We start from the raw sequence: 21,859 nt of genomic DNA on the forward strand, positions 1-21,859 counted from the left end.
GGTTCGAACCCCGTTTTCCGCTTTGCCAAAGCAATCGCGCCGGGGTGGCGGAACTGGCAGACGCACAGGACTTAAAATCCTGCGGTGAGTGATCACCGTACCGGTTCGATTCCGGTCCTCGGCATTTCAAATATGCGCCCATAGCTCAACTGGATAGAGTGTTTGACTACGGATCAAAAGGTTAGGGGTTCGACTCCTCTTGGGCGCGTTAATTAAACGGGAAGTAGCTCAGCTTGGTAGAGCACTTGGTTTGGGACCAAGGGGTCGCAGGTTCGAATCCTGTCTTCCCGATAATTATAAATTTAAACACGGGGCCTTAGCTCAGCTGGGAGAGCGCCTGCTTTGCACGCAGGAGGTCAGCGGTTCGATCCCGCTAGGCTCCATTTCATTTAAATAATGAATATCTTTTTCGCGGTGTAGCTCAGCTGGCTAGAGCGTCCGGTTCATACCCGGGAGGTCGGGGGTTCGATCCCCTCCGCCGCGATTTTTAAGAGCCTGGACCTTTAGCTCAGTTGGTTAGAGCAGACGGCTCATAACCGTCCGGTCGTAGGTTCGAGTCCTACAAGGTCCATTGTGGCGTTGTAAGTTTCATATGGAGGATTACCCAAGTCCGGCTGAAGGGAACGGTCTTGAAAACCGTCAGGCGGGTAAAACCGTGCAAGGGTTCGAATCCCTTATCCTCCTTTTTCATATTATCGCGGGATGGAGCAGTCTGGTAGCTCGTCGGGCTCATAACCCGAAGGTCGTAGGTTCAAATCCTGCTCCCGCAATTAAAAACTAAAAACTCTGGTTCCGTGGTGTAGGGGTTAACATGCCTGCCTGTCACGCAGGAGATCGCGGGTTCGATTCCCGTCGGAACCGCCATGCGGGTGTAGTTTAGTGGTAAAACCACAGCCTTCCAAGCTGTTGTCGCGAGTTCGATTCTCGTCACCCGCTTTTAGTTTTTATGGGCCTATAGCTCAGCTGGTTAGAGCGCACGCCTGATAAGCGTGAGGTCGATGGTTCGAGTCCATTTAGGCCCATTAGTACAAAATCTTATTGGTTTTGGGGAAGTACTCAAGTGGCTGAAGAGGCGCCCCTGCTAAGGGTGTAGGTCGGGAAACCGGCGCGAGGGTTCAAATCCCTCCTTCTCCGTTTCAATATTTTGTTTTACCTGGCCCGTTGGTCAAGCGGTTAAGACACCGCCCTTTCACGGCGGTAACACGGGTTCGAATCCCGTACGGGTCATTAATTTAATATAGTTTTACATGGAGGATTACCCAAGTCCGGCTGAAGGGAACGGTCTTGAAAACCGTCAGGCGGGTAAAACCGTGCAAGGGTTCGAATCCCTTATCCTCCTTTTTCATATTATCGCGGGATGGAGCAGTCTGGTAGCTCGTCGGGCTCATAACCCGAAGGTCGTAGGTTCAAATCCTGCTCCCGCAATTAAAAACTAAAAACTCTGGTTCCGTGGTGTAGGGGTTAACATGCCTGCCTGTCACGCAGGAGATCGCGGGTTCGATTCCCGTCGGAACCGTTTGGCTCGGTAGCTCAGTTGGTAGAGCAATGGATTGAAGCTCCATGTGTCGGCAGTTCGATTCTGTCCCGCGCCATTATGCGGGTGTAGTTTAGTGGTAAAACCACAGCCTTCCAAGCTGTTGTCGCGAGTTCGATTCTCGTCACCCGCTTTTAGTTTTTATGGGCCTATAGCTCAGCTGGTTAGAGCGCACGCCTGATAAGCGTGAGGTCGATGGTTCGAGTCCATTTAGGCCCATTTATTTTATTGGCCCGTTGGTCAAGCGGTTAAGACACCGCCCTTTCACGGCGGTAACACGGGTTCGAATCCCGTACGGGTCATGGAAGATACTTTTTGAGTATCTTTTTCTTTTTATCTGAAAGAATGATTTTAAAAAGCTTAGCAGAGTTATCTTTATGGATGATTGTGCTAAGCTTTTTTGGACAATTCTAATGTAAAATATTTTTATATTTTCTAAGCAAAAAAATGAAAAAATACGAGCAGAAAACTGTTTTATCTGCTATACTTGGTTCGTTGCAAGTTCCCGAAAGGATCCGCAGGACGGAGATGCCTTGTAACCGAATTTAACTAGGGGGAATCATTATAATGGTAGAAAGACACTTATTTACATCAGAATCTGTTTCTGAAGGACATCCAGATAAAATTGCTGACCAAATCAGTGATGCAATCTTGGATGCAATTTTAAAACAAGATCCAACAGCACGAGTAGCGTGTGAAACGTCTGTAACAACTGGTCTTGTTTTAGTATTTGGAGAAATATCTACGACGGCATATGTAGATATTCAAAAAGTCGTACGGGAAACAATAAAAGAAATTGGTTATACACGTGCAAAATTCGGATTTGATGGAGATACAGCAGCTGTATTGGTTGCGATTGATGAACAATCTCCTGATATTGCTCAAGGAGTTGATGAAGCACTTGAGATCCGGGATGAAGATAAAAAAGACGTATTAGATGAGATTGGTGCTGGTGACCAAGGTTTAATGTTTGGGTTTGCTGTAGATGAAACACCAGAATTGATGCCTTTACCAATCGCTTTGAGTCATCGTCTGGTACGCCGCTTGGCAGATTTGCGTAAATCAAATGAATTAACGTATTTACGTCCAGATGCAAAATCTCAAGTAACGGTTGAATATGATGATCAAGGACAACCGGAACGCGTAGATACAATCGTTATTTCAACACAGCATGATGATGCAGTAGATAATGAAACAATTCGTCATGATGTCATCGAAAAAGTAGTGAAGGAAGTTATTCCAGCTGAATTATTAGATGATCAAACGAAATATTATATCAATCCGACTGGCCGATTTGTCATTGGTGGTCCTCAAGGGGATGCCGGATTAACAGGAAGAAAAATCATTGTTGATACGTATGGCGGTTATGCTCGTCATGGTGGCGGTGCTTTTTCTGGTAAAGATGCGACAAAAGTTGACCGTTCTGCCAGCTATGCTGCACGTTATATTGCTAAAAACATTGTTGCAGCAGGGCTTGCTCGCAAAGCAGAAGTACAGCTAGCTTATGCGATTGGTGTTGCTCAACCTGTTTCGATCTCAATCAATACTTTCGGTACTGGAACGGTTCCGGAAGAAGAACTGATTGCTGCAGTGAGAGAAAACTTCGATCTTCGGCCAGCAGGAATCATCGAGATGCTTGATTTGCGTCGTCCGATTTACAAACAAACAGCTGCTTACGGTCATTTTGGTCGTACAGATGTAGATTTGCCTTGGGAACATACGGACAAAGTAGATGCGTTGAAAGCAAGTTTAGCAAAATAAGCTATATTCAGCTGGAACGATCGCCAAGTGGTGGTTGTTCCAGCTTTTTTTATGGCAGTTAACCTCTTGAAAAAGATAGTAATTATTTATCTATTTTTAGATCCTGTCATAATGAAAGGGAGGAATAAGATGAAAAAAGAAACAAATGTTACTTTAGTCACAGTGAGTATTTTCATTGCAACATTCATGACGGCTATTGAAGGTACAATCGTAACAACCGCTATGCCAACGATTGTCGGTTCATTACATGGAATGGAAATCATGAACTGGGTATTTTCGATTTATTTGCTGACAAACGCTATGCTTACTCCGATTTACGGAAAACTTGCGGATAAAGTGGGACGGAAACCAATCTTTATTTTTGGGACATTATTGTTTATTATCGGTTCGTTATTTTGCGGTTTATCTCAAAGCATGATTGGGTTGATTGCTGCTCGTGCGATTCAAGGGATGGGGGCTGGGGCAATGATGCCAGTAGCTTTGACGATCATCGGCGATCTTTATTCTATTGAAAAGCGAGCAAAAGTTTTAGGTTTGAATAGTTCAGCCTGGGGGATTGCCAGTGTTTTTGGACCGCTTGCGGGAGGATTCATCGTTGAAACGATCAGCTGGCACTGGATCTTTTTTATCAATGTGCCGATCGGTATTCTATTAATTATTTTGATTTGGCTATATTTAAATGAACCAAAAATCATACATGAGTCTAAACCAATGGATATTTTTGGTAGTTTTAGTTTGATGGCTATGCTGGTCTCATTGCTGTTAGGGTTCCAATTATTAGGAGACGAGGGAATGAGTCCGCTTGTTTCTGCTTTGTTGCTAGGCAGTATCGTACTGTTGGGTGTTTTTATTTTTGCTGAAAAAAGAGCTAAAGATCCTGTCATCATGATGCATTTATTCAAAAATCCACTATTTGTTGTGGTAAACTTGGCTGCAGCATTGGCTAGTGGTTTTTTGATGGGAATCGATGTTTATATCCCTATGTGGATGCAAGGTGTATTAGGACTGAATGCAGCAATTGGTGGGTTGGTATTAGCACCATTATCACTAGTCTGGATGGTCGGTTCTTTCCTTGCAAGCAAGTGGATGACTCAAATGAAAACTCATTGGGTCTTGAGAATTGGACTACTAATCGCAGCTATTGGGGGCGCTTGGTTGTATCTTATGCCTTTCAGAAGTAACTATTTATGGTTTTTTGCTATATCAACGGTCATCGGTATAGGCTTAGGTGTGACCATGACTACCTCGACTGTCAGTGCACAAAATAGTGTATCTCGTGACCAGCTTGGTGTAGCAACTTCTTTTAATACGTTAGTTCGAACAATTGGTCAAACAGTCATGGTTTCTATTTTTGGTTTATTGATAAATGGGGTAACTAAACGAGAACTTGCAGCAGCAAATTTAACAAATGATGCAGATATCATGAATAAACTGGTGAATCCACAAACGGCTAAATATATTGATGCGGATATTTTGTTACCATTAAGAAAAATTCTTTATGATGGGTTACATTCCGTTTATCTAGTTGGCTTGTTACTCGTGATCATTGCTTTGGTCTTAACGCTTTTCGTTCATGAAAAAAGTGGTAAAATAAAACAGTAGTTTCGGTTAAGATATGTACGTAGCCGAATCATTCAAATTTAAAGTTATTCAAAAATAACTTCTTACTAAGGAAGGCGAAAATATGGCATTTATTCAAGCAAATATTTATTCGAATGTGTTAGAAATGGAAGTCAATCTAAATGTGATACTACCGCAAACAACAAAAAAGGTGATTGGCACCAGTTCAGAGCAAGAGACAACGGATATACCTGTTTTATATTTACTTCATGGAATGGGTGGCAATCATAGTGTATGGGAAAGACGTACGTCGATTGAACGTTATGTAGCAGACTACGGATTAGCTGTCATCATGCCATCTACTGATCTTGGCTGGTACACAGATACAGTTTATGACATGAAGTATTGGACATTCATTGCAGAAGAGCTACCTGAGATTTGTCATGAATTATTCCCGCAATTAACAAGAAAAAGAGAAAAAACATATGCCGCTGGATTATCGATGGGCGGATATGGCGCGTTAAAACTAGGCCTTGCAAAATCAGAAAATTTCGCAGCAGTAATCTCTCTTTCAGGCGCTGTTTCTGTAGGAAATCGAATGGATGATCTTTTGATGGTTCGTAAAGCAGCTTTTTGGGAAGGGATCTTTGGACCATTAGATCAAATCGAAGGTTCAAAAAATGATCCGCAATACTTATTGAAAGAACTAGTAAAAAGCGGAAAACCAGTTCCAAGATTTTATATGGCTTGTGGGGAATCTGATTTTCTTTATCAGGCAAATCAGGAAATGGTATCTGCTATGCAGGAACAAGGCTTGGCGGTCACCTTTGAACAAGGACCTGGCGATCATAACTGGATCTTCTGGGACCAATGGATTCAACGTGCATTGGCGTGGCTAATGGAAGAAAAATAAAAAAAGAGTCTTAAAAAGATAGCTCCTATAGAGATCACAAACATAGTGATCTCTATAGGAGCTTTTTTACTGCTCGTTTTCTCTTCTTTTATTTTGTTGGCATAAGCCTTCAATATAGGTTTGTGCACTCGTTAGAAAGAGTGCTTTTTCATTCAATTCTGCATGGGACTGCATACTTTCTTTAAATCCCTCTAATTGATTTTCAACTACATAATTACGCATAAATAGAACTGTTTCTTTCAAAAATTCATTTCCGTCCATAATCTTTTGCCGAAGCTGCTGTTCATGCTGCTGATCCATTAACTGTCCAATCAATAAATTGTGGAGAGAGGCAATGGCCTGATGACTTTGGGTGACTGAAAATCCTTCACGAACAAGTAATTGGATCATTTGTTCCAAATGTTCTAATCGACTCGGAAAAGCGGGCACAGTATTGATTTCTAATTCTGCCCCACAAGGGAAACGTGTGTAAAGGTCATAGTAATTTTCCATATACTGCAGCAACTGTTCATTCCAAGGCAAAGTTGGATCTGGAAGCGCTAATTCTTCTTCCATTGTTTCAGCCATTTTTTGCAAGAGCTGTTGTTTGTTTTTGAAATACCAATATAAAGCAGGTGCTTGAACATGAATTCTGTTTGCGATGTTTCGCATGGAAAGCTGCGAAAGAGCTTGTGTTTCAGACAGGATATCAAAGGCGGCCTGAATGATGATTGCTTGAGAAAGCTTTATTTCCATTTTATCAACCTCGTGTATTGCATTATCTTTTTAAACATGGTAAATTGTTAGTCGGTCTAATTTTACAGTGTTAAATTAGTCCTGTCAATTTAAACAAAGGGGTGTAATCAACGAATGAAATTAATCTTACGACATGCGAAAAAATATAAAGTAGCTGTTTTTATTTCCTTGCTGTCCGTAGCAGTCATGGTTGCAGCAGCATTATGGCAACCTAAGTTACTACAGCAAGTATTGGAAGCTATTATTACAGAAGATAATGATGAAATGAAAACAATTGGTATTTACCTGATCAGTCTGGCTTTGCTAGGATTAGCCGCAGGTGTAACGAACACGATTTTCTCTGCAAAAGTAGCTCAAGGCGTAAGTGCAGATATCCGAGAAGAAGCATTTCGAAAGATCCAGACATTTTCATTTGGAAATATCGAACAGTTCTCTGCTGGAAATCTTGTTGTTCGTCTAACAAATGATATCACGCAAATCCAAAATTTAGTGATGATTTCTTTGCAATCACTTTTTCGAATTCCATTCTTATTTATTGGTGCCTTCATTTTAGCTATGATCACGATGCCGCAATTATGGTGGATCATCGTAGCGCTTATCGTTACGGTATTTCTGATTACGGCACTTTCATTTACAAGGATGGGCAAGCACTTCATGATCATTCAAAAACTGATTGATCGTGTGAATAGCATTGCAAAAGAAAACTTACTAGGGATTCGTGTAGTGAAATCTTTTGTACAAGAAGAAAACCAATTGAAGTCATTCAGCAAAGTAAGTGAGGACTTAACAAAACACAACATCATAGTCGGTACATTATTTTCTGTGATGATCCCGTCCTTCATGCTGGCTGCCAATTTGGCTGTGGTTGGGGCGATCTTTTTTGTGAGCGATCTTGTTAAAGATGATCCTACGTTAATTGGTGGAATTGCTTCATTCATGAACTACTTGATGCAGATTATGATGGCGATCATTATTGGCGGAATGATGATGATGATGACTTCAAGAGCAGCGGTATCGCTGAAGCGGATCACGGAAATTTTAGATGCTGAACCAGATCTTACTTATTTAGACGTTCCAGAACAAGAGTTGACAGGTTCTGTTACTTTTGAACATGTTTCTTTCCGTTATCCTGGTGAAGATACAGATACGCTTAAAGATATCAGTTTTTCTATTAAACCTGGAGAAATGGTTGGTATTGTCGGGGCGACTGGTGCCGGGAAATCAACACTAGCACAATTGATCCCTCGTCTATTTGATCCGACAGAAGGCAAAGTTGAAGTAGGTGGTGTAGATCTTCGTCAAGTAAATGAAAAGAGTTTAAGACAAACGGTTTCCTTTGTTTTGCAAAAAGCAATTTTATTCTCAGGAACGATTGCTCAAAACTTGCGTCAAGGGAAAAAGGATGCAACAGAAAAAGAGATGGAACATGCTTCTTCTATTGCTCAAGCAAAAGAATTCATCGAAAAGTTATCTGATCGTTACGAAGCACCAGTAGAAGAACGTAGCAGTAACTTTTCTGGTGGTCAAAAGCAACGTTTATCCATTACTCGTGGCGTTATCGGTAATCCAAAGATCTTGATCTTAGATGACAGTACGAGTGCATTGGATGCTCGCTCTGAAAAGCTGGTCCGAGAAGCACTCGATCGAGATTTGAAGGGAACAACGACGATCGTCATCGCACAAAAAATTGCTTCTGTTGTCAAAGCAGACCGCATCTTAGTATTGGATGAAGGCAGATTAGTCGGCGAAGGAACCCATGAGGAATTGGTAGCTGGAAACCGTGTCTATCAGGAAATCTTTGAAACTCAAAAAGGAACGGAGGAGTAAGTATGACTGATCTAATAAAAGCAAGTAAATTTTTCTATCACTATTTGAAGCGGTACAAACTCTCCTTTTTCTTTATCTTTATCACAGTGATCATTGCTACCTATCTACAAGTAAAGGCACCTCAATACATCGGGGAAGCTTTTCAAGAATTAGCTAATTACGTAGGAGGCTTGATGCAAGGCGTAGACGATAAAAGCAAATTTGTTTCTGTAATATGGAAACTCTTGCTGTTTTATGTACTAGCTAGTGCAGCCAACTTTATCTATAGTATTTTGTTCACACAAGTAGTAGGGAAGTCAACGAACCGAATGCGTATCGGTCTATTCAACAAATTGGAAAAATTGACGATCCGTTTCTTTGATTCTCATCAAGACGGTGAAATTTTAAGTCGTTTTACCAGTGACTTAGATAATATTCAAAATAGTTTGAACCAAGCTTTGCTTCAAGTCATCACGAATGCTGTTTTACTTGTCGGGATCTTGATCATGATGTTCCGCCAAAATGTAGAGTTAGCTTGGGCTACAATTGCTTCCACTCCAGTAGCCGTTTTGATAGCTGTCTTGATTATCCGCAAAGCACGGAAATATGTGGATCTTCAGCAAGATGAAGTAGGGAAACTAAATGGTTATATGGATGAAAAAATCAGCGGACAACGTGTCATCATCACAAATGGCTTACAAGAAGAAACGATTGAAGGATTCTTAGAGCATAATCAAAGTGTTCGCGAAGCAACCTTCAAAGGACAAGCTTATTCTGGTCTACTATTTCCGATGATGCAAGGAATGTCACTGGTCAATACAGCGATAGTTATCTTTTTCGGCGGCTGGTTAGCATTAAATGGTGATTTGGAACGTTCGGTGGCATTAGGCTTAGTTGTGACATTCGTCCAGTATTCACAACAATATTACCAACCACTGATGCAGATTTCATCTGGATACAGCATGATCCAATTAGCGATTACAGGGGCAAGACGATTGAATGAAATGTTTGATGAAAAAGATGAAGTCAAACCAGAAAACGGTAAAGCATTTGATGGTGTTGAAAAAGGTCTTGCGTTGCAGCACGTAGATTTTGGTTATTCTCCAGAAAAACTAGTCTTGAAAGATGTCTCGATCAATGTGGACAAAGGAGAAATGGTTGCTCTTGTTGGTCCAACAGGATCGGGGAAAACGACGATCATGAATCTGCTGAACCGTTTTTACGATGTCAATGATGGTTCAGTAGTCATCGATGGAATAGATATCCGAGATTATGATCTTGATGCATTACGTAGACATGTAGGAATCGTTTTGCAAGAATCCGTATTGTTCTCCGGAACGATCAAAGACAATATCACATTCGGCAAACCGGACGCTTCAGATGAAGAAGTCATCAATGCAGCAAAACAAGCGAATATTCATGACTTCATCATGACGTTAGAAAAAGGATATGATACAGAGATATCCGAAGAAAATAACTTATTCAGTACAGGTCAAAAGCAGTTGATCAGTATTGCTCGAACGATCATCACAAATCCATCTTTATTGATTTTGGATGAAGCAACAAGTAATGTAGACACGGTAACAGAAGCAAGAATCCAAAAAGCAATGGATGAAGCAATCAAAGGAAGAACCAGCTTTGTGATTGCTCACCGGCTGAAAACAATCTTGAATGCAGATAGAATCGTTGTCTTGCGTGATGGGGAAGTCATTGAAGAAGGCAGTCATCACGAGTTATTAGCAGAAAATGGATTTTATGCGGAACTTTATCATAATCAATTTGTATTTGAATAAAGAGGTTGTGAAAAAGCTGTCCTGCATCAAGTAATAAGAACAGCCAATCAAAAACAGCTTCTCATGTTTTTGATTTGGTTGGACTTATTACCGCAGATATAAGCTTTTGAGCACCGTGAATAAAGAGGTCGTGAAATCAACGCCTTAACCTGAGTATTAGAGAAAAAACGGAAAATAGTTTTTCATATTTTACCTTTTTTTGAGCGAATACCGAAGGTTAGTTGATTGAACACTATTTATCAGAAGTCATGAAAAAAGGGACTGTGACACAGTTTTTGTGTAGTGACCCCCAAAAGTTAGATTTTTGGTCTAACTTTTGGGGGTCAGTACATTGTCACAGTCCCTTTTTCCGAATAAACGGTGCTCCAGAAGAAGTTTATTCAAAAAGTAAGCCGAAATTCCACAAAAATTTGAGAAGCAATTTTTGTAAATTTCGACTTATTTCTTGAAGCTGACCACTTCTGTCACAACTTCTTTTTATTTATCTTTTTTTCTCGATACAATATAAAATAGGTGGCTGGTTCTTTTGGTTGATAAACCGATAATTCAGCACATTATATGTTTCCTGTGGCAGTTTGGAACAAAAAGAATCAACCATATCCAGTTCTTTTTCTCCACCTTCATGACCATAGTAGACGACAAGGATCAATCGTCCGCGAGGCACAAGTCGTTTCAATATTTCTTCCATAGCTGTGCGCGTAGTCTCTGGCATAGTGATGATTGCTTTATCACTTTTTGGGAGATACCCTAGATTGAAAATCCCTGCTTTGAGATTTTGTTGTTCAGCTATCACTTCTCCTAACGTTTCGTGGCCTTGTAGAAACAATGAGACACGTTCTTCTAACTGACGCTGTTCTAGCCTTTCACGAGTAGCATCGATTGCTTGTTGCTGGATATCGAAACTATAGACATGACCGGTTTTTCCGATGTGTTCTGCTAGAAAAACCGTATCGTGGCCATTGCCCATCGTTGCATCTACGACGTGATCCCCTGGTTGCAAGATTTCTTGCAGTAATGTATGGCTGAAATGCAAAGCAGTTTGCAACATCAGACGCTCACCTTTTTCCGTACATCATATTTTCCTTGGAAGCTATCTCTGCGAAGAAGTTCTTCATCAATTGCATTCAAGACTTCCCATTTTTTCAAGCTCCACATTGGTCCAATCAAGGAATCCCACGGCGCATCCCCTGTCAAACGATGGATGATGATCTCTTTTGGTATCATTTCCAGCTGGTCGCAAATGACATTGACATAGTCAGGACGGCTCATTAATTGAAGGCGACCTTCATGATAGTCCCGCAACATTCTCGTTTTGCGCATCAGATGCATCAAATGGAGCTTGATTCCTTGGATATCTGAATCTAAAATGGTGCGTCTGACATTTTCTTTCATCATTTCTAAACTTTCGCCTGGTAATCCGTTGATCAAATGCGTACAAACACGGATATTATGTTTGCGTAATTTAGCCACGCCATCTAAATAAGTTTGATAATCATGTGCTCGGTTGATCAGTTTTGAAGTTTCTTCAAAAGTTGTTTGCAATCCAAGTTCTACCCATAAATACATCCGCTCGTTCAGTTCAGCAAGGTAATCAACTACTTCATCTGGCAGACAATCCGGTCGTGTACCGACTGATAATCCTACGACACCTGGTAAATTGACTACTTGCTCAAATCGTTCTTTGATTATTTCAACTGGCGCATGGGTGTTTGTAAAATTTTGGAAATAAACGATGTATTGTTGGACATGAGGCCATTTTTGATGCATCATGTCGATTTCTTTCTGGAATTGGATTGGAAGAGGGTCTTCAGGTGCAACGATCATGTCACCCGAACCAGATACACTGCAAAAAGTACATCCGCCATGGGCAACAGTCCCATCTCGATTCGGGCAGTCGAACCCTCCATCGATAGGCACCTTGAAAATTTTCCCGCCAAACTCATTTCGTAAAGCATAATTCCAAGAATGATATCTTTTATTTCCTTCTGAATAAGGAAAAGTCATTAAAAGTCCTTCTTTCTGTAAGAGTTATCTATTTGTTTTCTTTTTTCTCTATACACTGGATAAGTCAGGCACAGCCAAGAAAGACTGAGTAAGTAGCCGCCGATGATATCAGTAGGAAAATGAACGCCCAGATAAATGCGGCTTATCCCGACACTTACTATAATAAACACCATCAGCAATTGAAGCAATGTGCGTAAGGTTCTTTTTTGAACAAAAGCTGGAAGCAGAAATAGTAAAGAACCGTAAAGAATCATACTGCCTGCTGCATGTCCACTAGGGAAACTGTAACTTGTTTCAACTACTAAGTGCGCCAATGAAGGACGCTCTCGCATGAAAAATAGTTTGATCACCGGGTTGATGATTCCAGCAATTACAATAAATCCAGAAACGAACCAAAATGTTTCTGCCCTTTTTTTCTTATACCACATCCATAAAGCCGCACAAGCAAATAAAATGATGACGGTAAGAGGATTACCGAATTTAGTCATAAAGAGTTGGTAGCTGTTCAGATCAGGATAAGAAGCTCTGACAATGCCTGTAAACCACTGATCGAAACCAGAAAGCCACGACAGATGGAACTTTACGATCCAGCCCAAAATGAAAAACAGGACAAGAAAGAAGCTACCAGCCACCTGAAATGATGTTTTATATTTCATACAATTCCTCCTTTGAAGCAATGACTTATTATAGCATTTTTGGTCCAGCGAAAAAAACGGTAAAGAGATAAAACCAATGTATGATTCCTCTTTGAATAACCAATATTCTTATAAAAAAAATAACTGTAATCGGAAAGACATTTTTTGGTAATGCAAATGAAATGTTAGGGAAATAAAATCAGTGTTTTTCGAAATCCTTTTAAACAAGAACGTAGACGTAGGAAGAACTTGAAAATGAACAGAAGTTGTTCATTACGGTAAATTACAATATGATTACAAAAAACAACAAAGCTCTTAAATAACTTTTAATAAATATTAAGAGAAGTTATAATTATTAATAATAGATAAATTGAAGTTGGAGGATAGAAGATGGAAAACATTGCAAGAAAAGAACGGAGACGTTTAGAACAGACCAAACGTTTTCGAAAAGCAAAACGAGGGGCAGCAATCGTGGGAACTGCGATGGTAGGCTGTTCTGTCGCTGCCCCATTAGTACAGCCGGTTCCTGTTCAAGCGGATGAAACACCTGTTCAGTTCGGCGCAAGAATCAATACAGCGGCATTTATCACAGAAATTGCTACTTATGCTCAACCAATCGCTCAAGCCAACGATCTATATGCATCAGTGATGATCGCACAAGCAGTTGTAGAAAGCGGTTGGGGCAGTAGTGCGTTATCTCAAGCACCTTATTATAATCTTTTTGGGATAAAAGGCAGCTATCAAGGACAAACCGTCTACATGGATACGCTTGAATTTTTAAATAATCAATGGGTAAATAAAAAGGAGCCTTTCCGACAATATCCTTCTTTTGCTGAATCTTTCAATGACAATGCCTATGTACTTAGAAATACTTCATTTGGCAACGGTTATTACTATGCCGGTACTTGGAAGAGCAACACGAAATCCTATACAGATGCGACAGCTTGTTTGACAGGGCGTTATGCGACTGATCCTGGTTACGCAGGCAAATTAAATAATATCATCGCAACTTACGGATTGACCCAATATGATACACCAGCTAGCGGAAACGCAGGCGGTGGAGCGACTACAGGTGGCAATAATACTGGAAGTACAGGTAGTACTGGCGGTTCAAGCAATTCTGGTAATACAAACTCAGGTTCAGCAACTTCGACCACTTATACTGTCCAATCTGGTGATTCTGTTTGGGGAATCTCAAATAAATTCGGTATCACAATGGATCAATTGATCCAATGGAACAACATCCAAAACAATTTCATTTATCCAGGACAAAAACTGACAATCAAAGGTAGCCAGGAAAATGGCTCTTCGACGAATAATTCCGGTAACAATACCAATTCTTCAGGAAATGCTGGTACATCAAACGGAGGACAAACAACTGGTGCGAAATACACTGTTCAATCTGGTGATTCTGTTTGGAAGATCTCAAATGATCACGGAATTACGATGGCTCAATTGATTGAATGGAACAATATCAAGAACAATTTCGTTTATCCAGGACAACAGCTAATCGTATCAAATGGCGGTTCTTCTAATGCTGGAGCAAATACTGGCTCAAATACTGGGAATACAAGTGGTTCTAGTTCGTCCAGCTCAAGTTCTTCTAATACAGCTTCAGGAACGAAATATACAGTTAAAGCCGGAGACTCTGTTTGGAGCGTCTCAAATAAATACGGAATTACGATGGCTCAACTAATCCAATGGAACAATATCCAAAATAACTTTATCTACCCAGGACAACAACTGACTGTTTCAAACAGTGGATCAACAAACAGCACGTCAGGTAATACAGGTTCGTCAACCAATACAAATAACAGCAGTTCAGTTAATACTGGCAGCAGTTCGTCTCAAGGCACTTATACCGTGAAAGCAGGTGAATCTGTTTGGAGCGTGGCAAATAAAAACGGCATCACGATGGATCAGTTAATCGAATGGAATAATATCAAAAACAACTTCATTTATCCAGGACAGCAATTGATCGTTAAAGGTGGAACTTCGGCAAATACAAATACAGGTTCAACTACTTCTGCAGCGAAACCAAATACACCGAATACGTCTGCTACGACAAGTACATCATCCACTGGTAATACGATGTATACCGTGAAAGCGGGCGAGTCAGTTTGGAGCGTAGCGAACAAACATCATATCACGATGGATCAGTTAATCGAATGGAATAATATCAAAAATAATTTCATCTATCCAGGACAGCAAGTGATTGTGAAGAAAGGTTCATCTCAATCAACAAACCAACAATCAGTTACTGGTTCGAAAACCTATACTGTGAAATCTGGAGAATCTGTTTGGAGTGTTGCTGACAGTCATGGAATTACAATGGCTCAACTAATCGAATGGAACAATATTAAGAACAACTTTATTTATCCAGGGCAAACATTGATTGTAGCTAAATAAAATAGCTGTTCGAAGAAATAACGATTGAATTCCACAAAAATATTTGTTACTATAAGGCTACTTAAATATGACAACACTTGAAAAGGAAGTAGTAAAAAGACTGAAGTTTCAGAGAGCGCATGGCTGGTGAGAATGTGCACGGATGCTTTTGAACTCGCCTTTGAGTTGCCCTTGCTGAATACCCGAGTAAGCAAGCGGCGGTGACGGCCGTTACAACGTTCGAGGCCTTTTCACTAAGGTAAAATTAGGTGGTACCGCGTAGATTACGTCCTATAAAAAGAGCAATCTTTTTATAGGACTTTTTTATTTCTTTTGTGAAGTTTGAGAAAACAAAGCAAAAGGAAATAAAAATAAACAGATTCTGCCGGTTTTTTCGTTATATTTATAATAGAAACAAGTGTTTTCAATAGAACAGGAGGACAGCAAATGAGTTACAATCATAAAGAAATTGAGAAAAAATGGCAAAAATACTGGGCAAAAACGAATACTTTCAACACCCATGATGATCCTGAAAAGCCAAAATTTTACGCACTGGATATGTTTCCCTATCCATCCGGTCAAGGGCTACATGTAGGGCATCCTGAAGGTTATACGGCAACGGATATCCTTTCACGTGTGAAAAGAAGTCAAGGATACAACGTACTGCATCCAATGGGGTGGGATGCATTCGGCCTGCCTGCTGAACAATATGCGCTAGATACAGGAAACGATCCGGCTGAGTTTACCCAAAAAAATATCGAAACATTCCGACGCCAAATCAATTCTTTAGGATTTAGTTATGACTGGAATCGCGAAGTGAATACAACTGATCCGGAGTATTATAAATGGACACAATGGATCTTTACGAAGCTTTATGAAAAAGGTCTAGCTTATGAAGCAGAAGTAGCGGTAAACTGGGTACCTGAATTAGGAACAGTTATTTCAAATGAAGAAGTGATCGATGGGAAAAGTGAACGTGGTGGCTATGATGTAGTCAGAAAACCAATGCGCCAATGGATGCTGAAAATCACTGCTTATGCTGATCGCTTATTGGATGATCTAGAATTAGTTGACTGGCCAGAAAGCATTAAAGAAATGCAAAGAAATTGGATCGGTCGTTCAGTAGGAGCAAATATTGAATTTAAAGTGGCTGGTACGGATAAATCCTATACCGTATTTACGACACGACCAGATACTCTATTCGGTGCAACTTACTCGGTTCTTGCACCTGAACTAGATCTTGTTAGAGAAATTACGACCCCTGAACAAAAAGCTGCTGTAGAAGCTTATATCGAAGAGACAGCTAAAAAATCAGATCTAAAGAGAACAGATCTTGCAAAAGAAAAAACAGGAGTATTTACTGGTGCTTATGCAATCAATCCAGTTAATGGCAAGGAAATCCCAATCTGGATCGCCGATTATGTATTATCTTCATACGGCACAGGAGCCATCATGGCTGTTCCGGCACATGATGAACGTGACTTTGAATTCGCTCAAACTTTCGGACTAGAAATTCTTCCAGTTATCGAAGGTGGAGATGTTGAAAAAGCTGCTTACACAGAAGATGGTACGCACATCAACTCTGAATTTCTAGACGGCATGAACAAACAAGAAGCAATCGATAAAATGAATGAATGGCTAGAAGAAAATGGCGTAGGGAAAAAAGAAGTCAGCTATCGCTTACGTGACTGGCTATTCTCCCGTCAACGTTACTGGGGTGAACCAATCCCAATCATCCATTGGGAGGACGGAACAGTCACAGCTGTCCCAGAAGAAGAGCTACCATTACGGTTGCCTAAGACAAAAAACATCAAGCCAAGCGGTACTGGAGAATCTCCATTAGCAAATATCGAGGAGTGGGTCAATGTCGTTGATCCTGTAACAGGTAAAAAAGGCCGTCGCGAAACGAATACAATGCCACAATGGGCAGGAAGCTCATGGTATTACCTGCGTTATATCGACCCTCATAACAAAAAAGAACTAGCAGATTATGAAAAGTTGAAGCGTTGGCTACCAGTTGACATCTACATTGGTGGAGCAGAACATGCGGTACTTCATTTACTATATGCACGATTCTGGCATAAATTCTTATACGATATCGGTGTTGTTCCTACAAAAGAACCATTCCAAAAACTATACAATCAAGGAATGATCTTAGGCGAAAACAACGAAAAAATGTCAAAATCTCGTGGTAATGTAGTCAATCCTGATGATGTAGTCGAAACTTACGGTGCAGATACACTGCGCATGTACGAAATGTTCATGGGGCCATTAGATGCTTCGATTGCTTGGAGCGAAAATGGCTTAGAAGGAAGCCGTAAATTCTTGGATCGTGTGTGGCGTTTGATCGTTGATGAGAACAATAAAATGCGTGACCGTATCACTACATTGAATGATGGCAAGCTTGATAAAGTGTATCATCAAACAGTGAAAAAAGTGACAGAAGACTATGAAAACCTTCATTTCAATACAGCAATCTCCCAATTGATGGTCTTTATCAATGAAGCCTATAAAGTGGACGCTCTGCCTTATGAATATATCGAAGGATTTGTTCAACTACTCGCACCGATTGCTCCTCACATGGGTGAAGAACTATGGGCAATCCTTGGAAATGATGGTGGTATTTCTTACGCACCATGGCCAACATACGACGAAGCAGCACTTGTTGAAGACGAAGTAGAAGTTGTTTTCCAAGTAAACGGTAAAGTTCGTGCGAAAAGCAATGTTCCCCGAGACTTAGGAAAAGATGAGCTAGAAAAAGCAGCATTAGCCAATGAAATAGTGCAAGAATATATTGAAGGCAAAACAGTCAGAAAAGTTATTGCGGTACCAAACAAGTTAGTCAATATCGTTGCTAATTAATTGGCTCTTTGTCAATAAGGACTGATGAGTTGTGCAAAATCAAATCTGGGCCAGAATGAACTTCATTCTGTTTATTCGTAAAAAGGGATTGTGACAAGTCTTTTGTCACTACTTACCGAACGAAACTGAAGGAGCTATCCAAAAAGTATCATTAGTATTATTCTTTGTGTTTCTAGTGGCACCACTAGTACATTTAAAAAAGCTATCGATCATGGACTAATCATACATGATCGATAGCTTTTTAGATAATGTTTGTTACGCTATCTGAAATTGACTATTATAAAGACTGGCATAAAGCGTTGGTGATTGGAGTAGTTCAGAATGTGTTCCTTTTTCGACGATATCGCCATTCTTCATTACAAGGATCATGTCTGCATTTTCAATCGTTGACAAACGGTGTGCAATCACAAAACTTGTCCTATCTTTTGTCACAGCTTCCATTGCTTGCTGAATCAATGCTTCTGTTCGTGTATCTACGCTAGAAGTTGCTTCATCTAAAATAACGACAGGAGGATTCGCTAGAATGACTCGCGCAATTGTCAATAATTGTTGCTGTCCTTGAGATAACGTACCGTTTTCGCTAGAAATGATCGTATCATATCCGTCTGGCAGTGTTCGAATAAAGTGATCACATTGCGCGATTTCAGCCGCTTCGATAATTTGTTCTCTTGTGGTATCCATTTTCCCGTAGGCGATATTATCAGCTACCGTTCCTTCAAACAGCCAGGTATTTTGTAAAACCATCCCAAAAGAACGACGTAGTTCTCCACGTGAAAGCTTGGTAATATCAAGACCGTCGAATTCGATCTTTCCTTTATTCAGTTCATAAAAACGCATCAGCAGATTGACTAAAGTCGTTTTTCCTGCACCAGTTGGACCAACAATCGCTACCGTTTGTTTTGGCTTTACTGAAAAATCGACTTGATTCATCAATATTTTATCTGATGTGTAACCAAACTGTACATTTTTGAAAGCTATTTTTCCTTTCGGTTGTTCTAAAAGTCTTGCATCTGGAAGGTCTGGAATTTCATCTGTTTCATCTAATATCTCAAATATCCTATCGATTGCTGCCATTGCGGATTGGATCGAGTTGATCACATAAGAAGCGGTAGAAATTGGTTCAGAAATCTGATTGATGTACTGAAGATAAGCTTGTAAGAAGCCGATCGTCACACCACCAGATAGAACAAGCATAGCGCCGAATACCGCACTTATGATGAAGGCGAGTTGATTAATGAAACGAATGGCCGGATAGATAGCAAAGTTCATAAATTGAGCACGTTTAAAAGCGTTGTATTGCTTTTTATTTACTTCGTGTATAGCAGCTTCTGCATGAGCTTGCTGATTGAATGTTTTGACCACTAGATTACCAGCTAAGATTTCTTCCATTCGATTATTTAAAACACCCAGTTCATACTGATTCTGTTCAGAAATCTGTTTGTTTTTGTTCGCAATCTTAGTTGTAACAATTGAACTGCCAACGATCAGCAATAAGACGAGCAAAGTAAGCTTGCTTTCGATATAAAACAGCATCAGACCGGCAGCAGCTATTGTTACGACAGAAGTAAAAAATTGATTGATACCTGTCAATAACACTTGAGAAAGTTGATTGAGACCGGTAGTTGTCCGACTAATGATGTCACCTACTTGATGATTGTCAAAAAACGACATCGGTAAGGTTTTGAATTTTTTTGTGATTTCTTTTCGCACCCTCAATGTGATCTTTTCGCTTAACGCTGCCATTGTCCGTTCCTGAATAAATGAAGTGATGCTGCTTAAGACTGAACAGCCGATCAATAATAAGACAGGGTATAGCAATGCTTGTTTGATATCGCTGAAAGAAAGCTGACCAATACCTGTTTTTCTTATTTCTGATAAGAGATCATCGATCCCGATTCCCATGATCAAGGGCATGGCTACGACTAATAGGTTCCCGAATAAACTGCATAGAAACAATCCGTAAAAATATTTATGTTCAGGTTTGATGATTTTCCAAAAACGTATCAAAGCACGCGTGTTCAACGTTTTTTTCTTTTCCATCGTATCCCTTCTTTCTATATTCCTTGTGATTTTGCAAACTCCTGATAAGTTTGGCAATTAGACAGTAGTTCTTCATGAGTACCTTGTCCAACGATTTTTCCTTCATCTAAAACAATGATGTTATCTGCTTGTTGGATCGTACTGAGGCGTTGAGCAACAATCACGAGAGTTTTCTCCGACATGTGTTTATGAAGGGCTGCTCTTAATGCTGCATCTGTTTTATAGTCTAAAGCGGAGAAACTATCATCGAATACATAGATCTCTGCTGGTTTGATCAACGCTCGAGCAATACATATCCGCTGTTTCTGGCCCCCTGAATAATTAGAACCGCCTTGAGCAACAAAGCTGTCCAATCCGTCAGGAAGGGTGTCCACTAGTTCTTCTAATTGAGCGATCTTGATCGCTTTAGACAACTCTTCTGTTGAGGCATATTCATTTCCCATCTGCAAGTTGCTTAAAATTGTCCCACTGAATAAGAAAGCCTTCTGAGGGACATAACTGATGTGGGAGCGGATCTGTTCTTGAGTCATTTGAGTAAGAGGAATACCACCAAGGGTTACTTTTCCTATCGTAGGGTCACTAAGTCTCAAGAGAAGTTTCGCCAAACTACTTTTTCCAGATCCGGTCCCGCCAACGATCGCTGTTGTTTTTCCTTTAGGTATTGTGAAATCAATATTTTCTAGAACTGGATCAGAGGTTTCAGTATATTTAAATGTGACATGTTCAAAAGCAGCTGCATTTGTCTGATCAAAGGTTGGTTTAGCCACTGTTTTGATCGTCTCTTCCTCAATTTCGATCTCTGCTTGCAGTATTTCTTCTATCCGTCGTAATGAGGCAAACGATTTAGGGATAATGACCAATACCATAGCTGCGATCATCAAGTAAGCAAGTGTCAGCATAGAGTATTCGACTACAGCAGTCACGACACCGATTTGTAATGCTCCTTCTGCTACAAGGTTTCCGCCAAACCACAAAATAGAAGCATAAACGATTCCCATGAGCAAAAAAGCAATTGGAGTGACCCAAGCAAATATTCGGTTCACTTTGATCATTTGATTAGCATAGTCAGCAAAGCTCTTATTCGTTCGCTTTTCTTCATATGATTGATTATCAAAGGCACGGATCATATTAATCCCAGTAAAGAATTCTCTCAATGTGATGGTGATCCGATCCATTTTTGGCTGGATACTCAAAGATAAAGGTGCCCCTCGTTTCATCAGTCGATAAACGATCCATACATAAAAAACAACAGAGATCAATGTAACCCATGTTAGTAACAGAGAATAACGAAACATCATGAGAATGGTGAAAACGCAAATAACCGGTGCTGGTAAGATCATTTGGCAAAATAAAACAATCATTTGCTGGACATTATCGACATCATTCGTCATTCTTGTCAAAAGAGATCCAGAACTAAAACGACTGATATCCTTCATTGACAGCTGTTGGAATTTACGGAAATATTTCTCCCGCGTTTGGAATCCAAACCTAGCGGATGCCAATGCTGAAAAGTAACTAGAGGCAACTGCAGCGATTGTTCCTAGAAACGCTACAAGCAGCATTTCAACTCCGATTTTTTTATAACTGAGGCTTCGGCACTTGCTATACCTGTGTCGATCAGCTTTGCTACTAATTTTGGTACACCTAATGTACCGGCGATTTGTAAACAGATCATCACAAAGGTAAGGAGAGCGAGTCCTTTGTTTTTCTGTAAGAATGTTTTTAAGATAGACATATTATTCCTCCTTTTTTCCTGATACTTTTCGATTCTATACCTTCAAGTAGCTTGAAGGTCAATAGAAAAAAGAATAAACTGGAAAAGAGGTGA

12 protein-coding genes, 20 tRNA genes, 1 pseudogene, 1 riboswitch and 1 other annotated feature are annotated in these 21,859 nt (G+C 40.2%); of the genes and pseudogenes, 27 read left to right on the forward strand and 6 right to left on the reverse strand.

From position 1 onward, the window contains the following. The first annotated feature begins 38 nt into the window (after positions 1-38). The 23 genes from OS138_RS10060 (at position 39) to OS138_RS10170 (ending at position 5,768) form a co-directional block, all read left to right on the forward strand. Positions 39-124: transfer RNA gene (locus OS138_RS10060), tRNA-Leu, on the forward strand. Positions 125-134: 10 nt separating this feature from the next. Beyond that, positions 135-208 (forward strand) — tRNA-Arg (locus OS138_RS10065). A 9-nt stretch (positions 209-217) separates the two neighbouring features. Next, positions 218-291, forward strand: a tRNA-Pro gene (locus OS138_RS10070). A 19-nt stretch (positions 292-310) separates the two neighbouring features. Then, positions 311-383: transfer RNA gene (locus tag OS138_RS10075), tRNA-Ala, on the forward strand. 27 nt (positions 384-410) lie between these two features. Further along, positions 411-484, forward strand: a tRNA-Met gene (locus tag OS138_RS10080). A gap of 13 nt (positions 485-497) precedes the next feature. Continuing rightward, positions 498-571, forward strand: a tRNA-Ile gene (locus tag OS138_RS10085). A 23-nt stretch (positions 572-594) separates the two neighbouring features. Then, positions 595-684 (forward strand) — tRNA-Ser (locus OS138_RS10090). A gap of 12 nt (positions 685-696) precedes the next feature. Continuing rightward, positions 697-770: transfer RNA gene (locus tag OS138_RS10095), tRNA-Met, on the forward strand. 18 nt (positions 771-788) lie between these two features. Then, positions 789-864: transfer RNA gene (locus OS138_RS10100), tRNA-Asp, on the forward strand. A gap of 1 nt (position 865) precedes the next feature. Continuing rightward, positions 866-936: transfer RNA gene (locus OS138_RS10105), tRNA-Gly, on the forward strand. Between the two features lie 12 nt (positions 937-948). Then, positions 949-1,022 (forward strand) — tRNA-Ile (locus OS138_RS10110). Positions 1,023-1,046: 24 nt separating this feature from the next. Beyond that, positions 1,047-1,134, forward strand: a tRNA-Ser gene (locus OS138_RS10115). Positions 1,135-1,155: 21 nt separating this feature from the next. Continuing rightward, positions 1,156-1,227: transfer RNA gene (locus tag OS138_RS10120), tRNA-Glu, on the forward strand. A gap of 22 nt (positions 1,228-1,249) precedes the next feature. Next, positions 1,250-1,339: transfer RNA gene (locus OS138_RS10125), tRNA-Ser, on the forward strand. 12 nt (positions 1,340-1,351) lie between these two features. Continuing rightward, positions 1,352-1,425 (forward strand) — tRNA-Met (locus OS138_RS10130). Between the two features lie 18 nt (positions 1,426-1,443). After that, a tRNA-Asp gene (locus tag OS138_RS10135) sits at positions 1,444-1,516 on the forward strand. Between the two features lie 3 nt (positions 1,517-1,519). Then, positions 1,520-1,592 (forward strand) — tRNA-Phe (locus OS138_RS10140). A 4-nt stretch (positions 1,593-1,596) separates the two neighbouring features. Further along, positions 1,597-1,667: transfer RNA gene (locus tag OS138_RS10145), tRNA-Gly, on the forward strand. Positions 1,668-1,679: 12 nt separating this feature from the next. Then, positions 1,680-1,753: transfer RNA gene (locus OS138_RS10150), tRNA-Ile, on the forward strand. An 11-nt stretch (positions 1,754-1,764) separates the two neighbouring features. After that, a tRNA-Glu gene (locus OS138_RS10155) sits at positions 1,765-1,836 on the forward strand. A gap of 188 nt (positions 1,837-2,024) precedes the next feature. Beyond that, a riboswitch (SMK box riboswitch) is annotated at positions 2,025-2,104 on the forward strand. Continuing rightward, the gene (metK, locus tag OS138_RS10160) at positions 2,102-3,295 is read left to right on the forward strand and encodes a methionine adenosyltransferase (protein ID WP_002289731.1); all 1,194 of its coding nucleotides are present in this window, start codon (positions 2,102-2,104) and stop codon (positions 3,293-3,295) included. (Overlaps the previous riboswitch by 3 nt.) Positions 3,296-3,424: 129 nt before the next feature. Next, the gene (locus OS138_RS10165) at positions 3,425-4,897 is read left to right on the forward strand and encodes an MDR family MFS transporter (RefSeq protein ID WP_002318392.1); all 1,473 of its coding nucleotides are present in this window, start codon (positions 3,425-3,427) and stop codon (positions 4,895-4,897) included. Between the two features lie 82 nt (positions 4,898-4,979). Beyond that, entirely contained in the window at positions 4,980-5,768 is a 789-nt protein-coding gene (locus OS138_RS10170) for an alpha/beta hydrolase (protein ID WP_002299077.1), read from the forward strand. A gap of 66 nt (positions 5,769-5,834) precedes the next feature. On the opposite strand, the gene OS138_RS10175 is transcribed toward OS138_RS10170, so the two are convergent. Further along, entirely contained in the window at positions 5,835-6,503 is a 669-nt protein-coding gene (locus OS138_RS10175) for a TetR/AcrR family transcriptional regulator C-terminal domain-containing protein (RefSeq protein WP_325070077.1), read from the reverse strand. A gap of 114 nt (positions 6,504-6,617) precedes the next feature. Here OS138_RS10175 and OS138_RS10180 point away from each other — a divergent pair, with 114 nt between their 5' ends. Together OS138_RS10180 and OS138_RS10185 are read left to right on the forward strand one after the other, a co-directional pair. Next, complete coding sequence (locus tag OS138_RS10180; protein WP_325070078.1) at positions 6,618-8,330, forward strand: ABC transporter ATP-binding protein; 1,713 nt, start codon at positions 6,618-6,620, stop codon at positions 8,328-8,330. Between the two features lie 2 nt (positions 8,331-8,332). Further along, positions 8,333-10,102 (forward strand): ABC transporter ATP-binding protein, encoded by a 1,770-nt coding sequence (locus OS138_RS10185; RefSeq protein WP_002318388.1) that lies wholly within the window; start codon positions 8,333-8,335, stop codon positions 10,100-10,102. Between the two features lie 481 nt (positions 10,103-10,583). Here the strand turns inward: OS138_RS10185 and OS138_RS10190 are convergent, their stop codons facing one another. The 3 genes from OS138_RS10190 to OS138_RS10200 are packed head-to-tail and all read right to left on the reverse strand — an operon-like array spanning position 10,584 to position 12,762. Further along, positions 10,584-11,150: a class I SAM-dependent methyltransferase gene (locus OS138_RS10190; protein ID WP_002285906.1), complete on the reverse strand. Its 567-nt coding sequence runs from the start codon at positions 11,148-11,150 to the stop codon at positions 10,584-10,586. After that, the gene (locus OS138_RS10195) at positions 11,150-12,106 is read right to left on the reverse strand and encodes a TIGR01212 family radical SAM protein (RefSeq protein WP_002285909.1); all 957 of its coding nucleotides are present in this window, start codon (positions 12,104-12,106) and stop codon (positions 11,150-11,152) included. The genes OS138_RS10190 and OS138_RS10195 overlap by 1 nt, the downstream gene beginning before the upstream one ends. Continuing rightward, positions 12,106-12,762 carry a phosphatase PAP2 family protein gene (locus OS138_RS10200; RefSeq protein WP_002297384.1) on the reverse strand — a complete coding sequence of 219 codons (657 nt, stop codon included), beginning with the start codon at positions 12,760-12,762 and terminating at the stop codon, positions 12,106-12,108. Before OS138_RS10200 ends, OS138_RS10195 begins: the two co-directional genes overlap by 1 nt. Before the next feature lie 369 nt (positions 12,763-13,131). On the opposite strand from OS138_RS10200, the gene OS138_RS10205 reads away from it, so the two are divergent. Together OS138_RS10205 and leuS are read left to right on the forward strand one after the other, a co-directional pair. Beyond that, the gene (locus tag OS138_RS10205; RefSeq protein ID WP_002307949.1) at positions 13,132-15,150 is read left to right on the forward strand and encodes a LysM peptidoglycan-binding domain-containing protein; all 2,019 of its coding nucleotides are present in this window, start codon (positions 13,132-13,134) and stop codon (positions 15,148-15,150) included. A 69-nt stretch (positions 15,151-15,219) separates the two neighbouring features. Then, positions 15,220-15,426: a binding site (T-box leader), on the forward strand. A gap of 150 nt (positions 15,427-15,576) precedes the next feature. Continuing rightward, on the forward strand, positions 15,577-17,991 hold the full coding sequence (gene leuS / locus OS138_RS10210) for a leucine--tRNA ligase (RefSeq protein ID WP_002285916.1): 2,415 nt from the start codon (positions 15,577-15,579) through the stop codon (positions 17,989-17,991). A 255-nt stretch (positions 17,992-18,246) separates the two neighbouring features. Here leuS and OS138_RS10215 read toward each other — a convergent pair whose 3' ends face one another. Continuing rightward, positions 18,247-20,031 carry an ABC transporter ATP-binding protein gene (locus OS138_RS10215; protein WP_325070079.1) on the reverse strand — a complete coding sequence of 595 codons (1,785 nt, stop codon included), beginning with the start codon at positions 20,029-20,031 and terminating at the stop codon, positions 18,247-18,249. Positions 20,032-20,045: 14 nt separating this feature from the next. Then, a pseudogene (locus OS138_RS10220) lies at positions 20,046-21,766 on the reverse strand (ABC transporter ATP-binding protein). Positions 21,767-21,859 lie beyond the last annotated feature (93 nt).

The sequence above is a fragment of the Enterococcus sp. E5-37 genome, from assembly GCF_035726925.1.
GTDB classification, from domain to species: Bacteria; Bacillota; Bacilli; order Lactobacillales; family Enterococcaceae; genus Enterococcus_B; species Enterococcus_B faecium.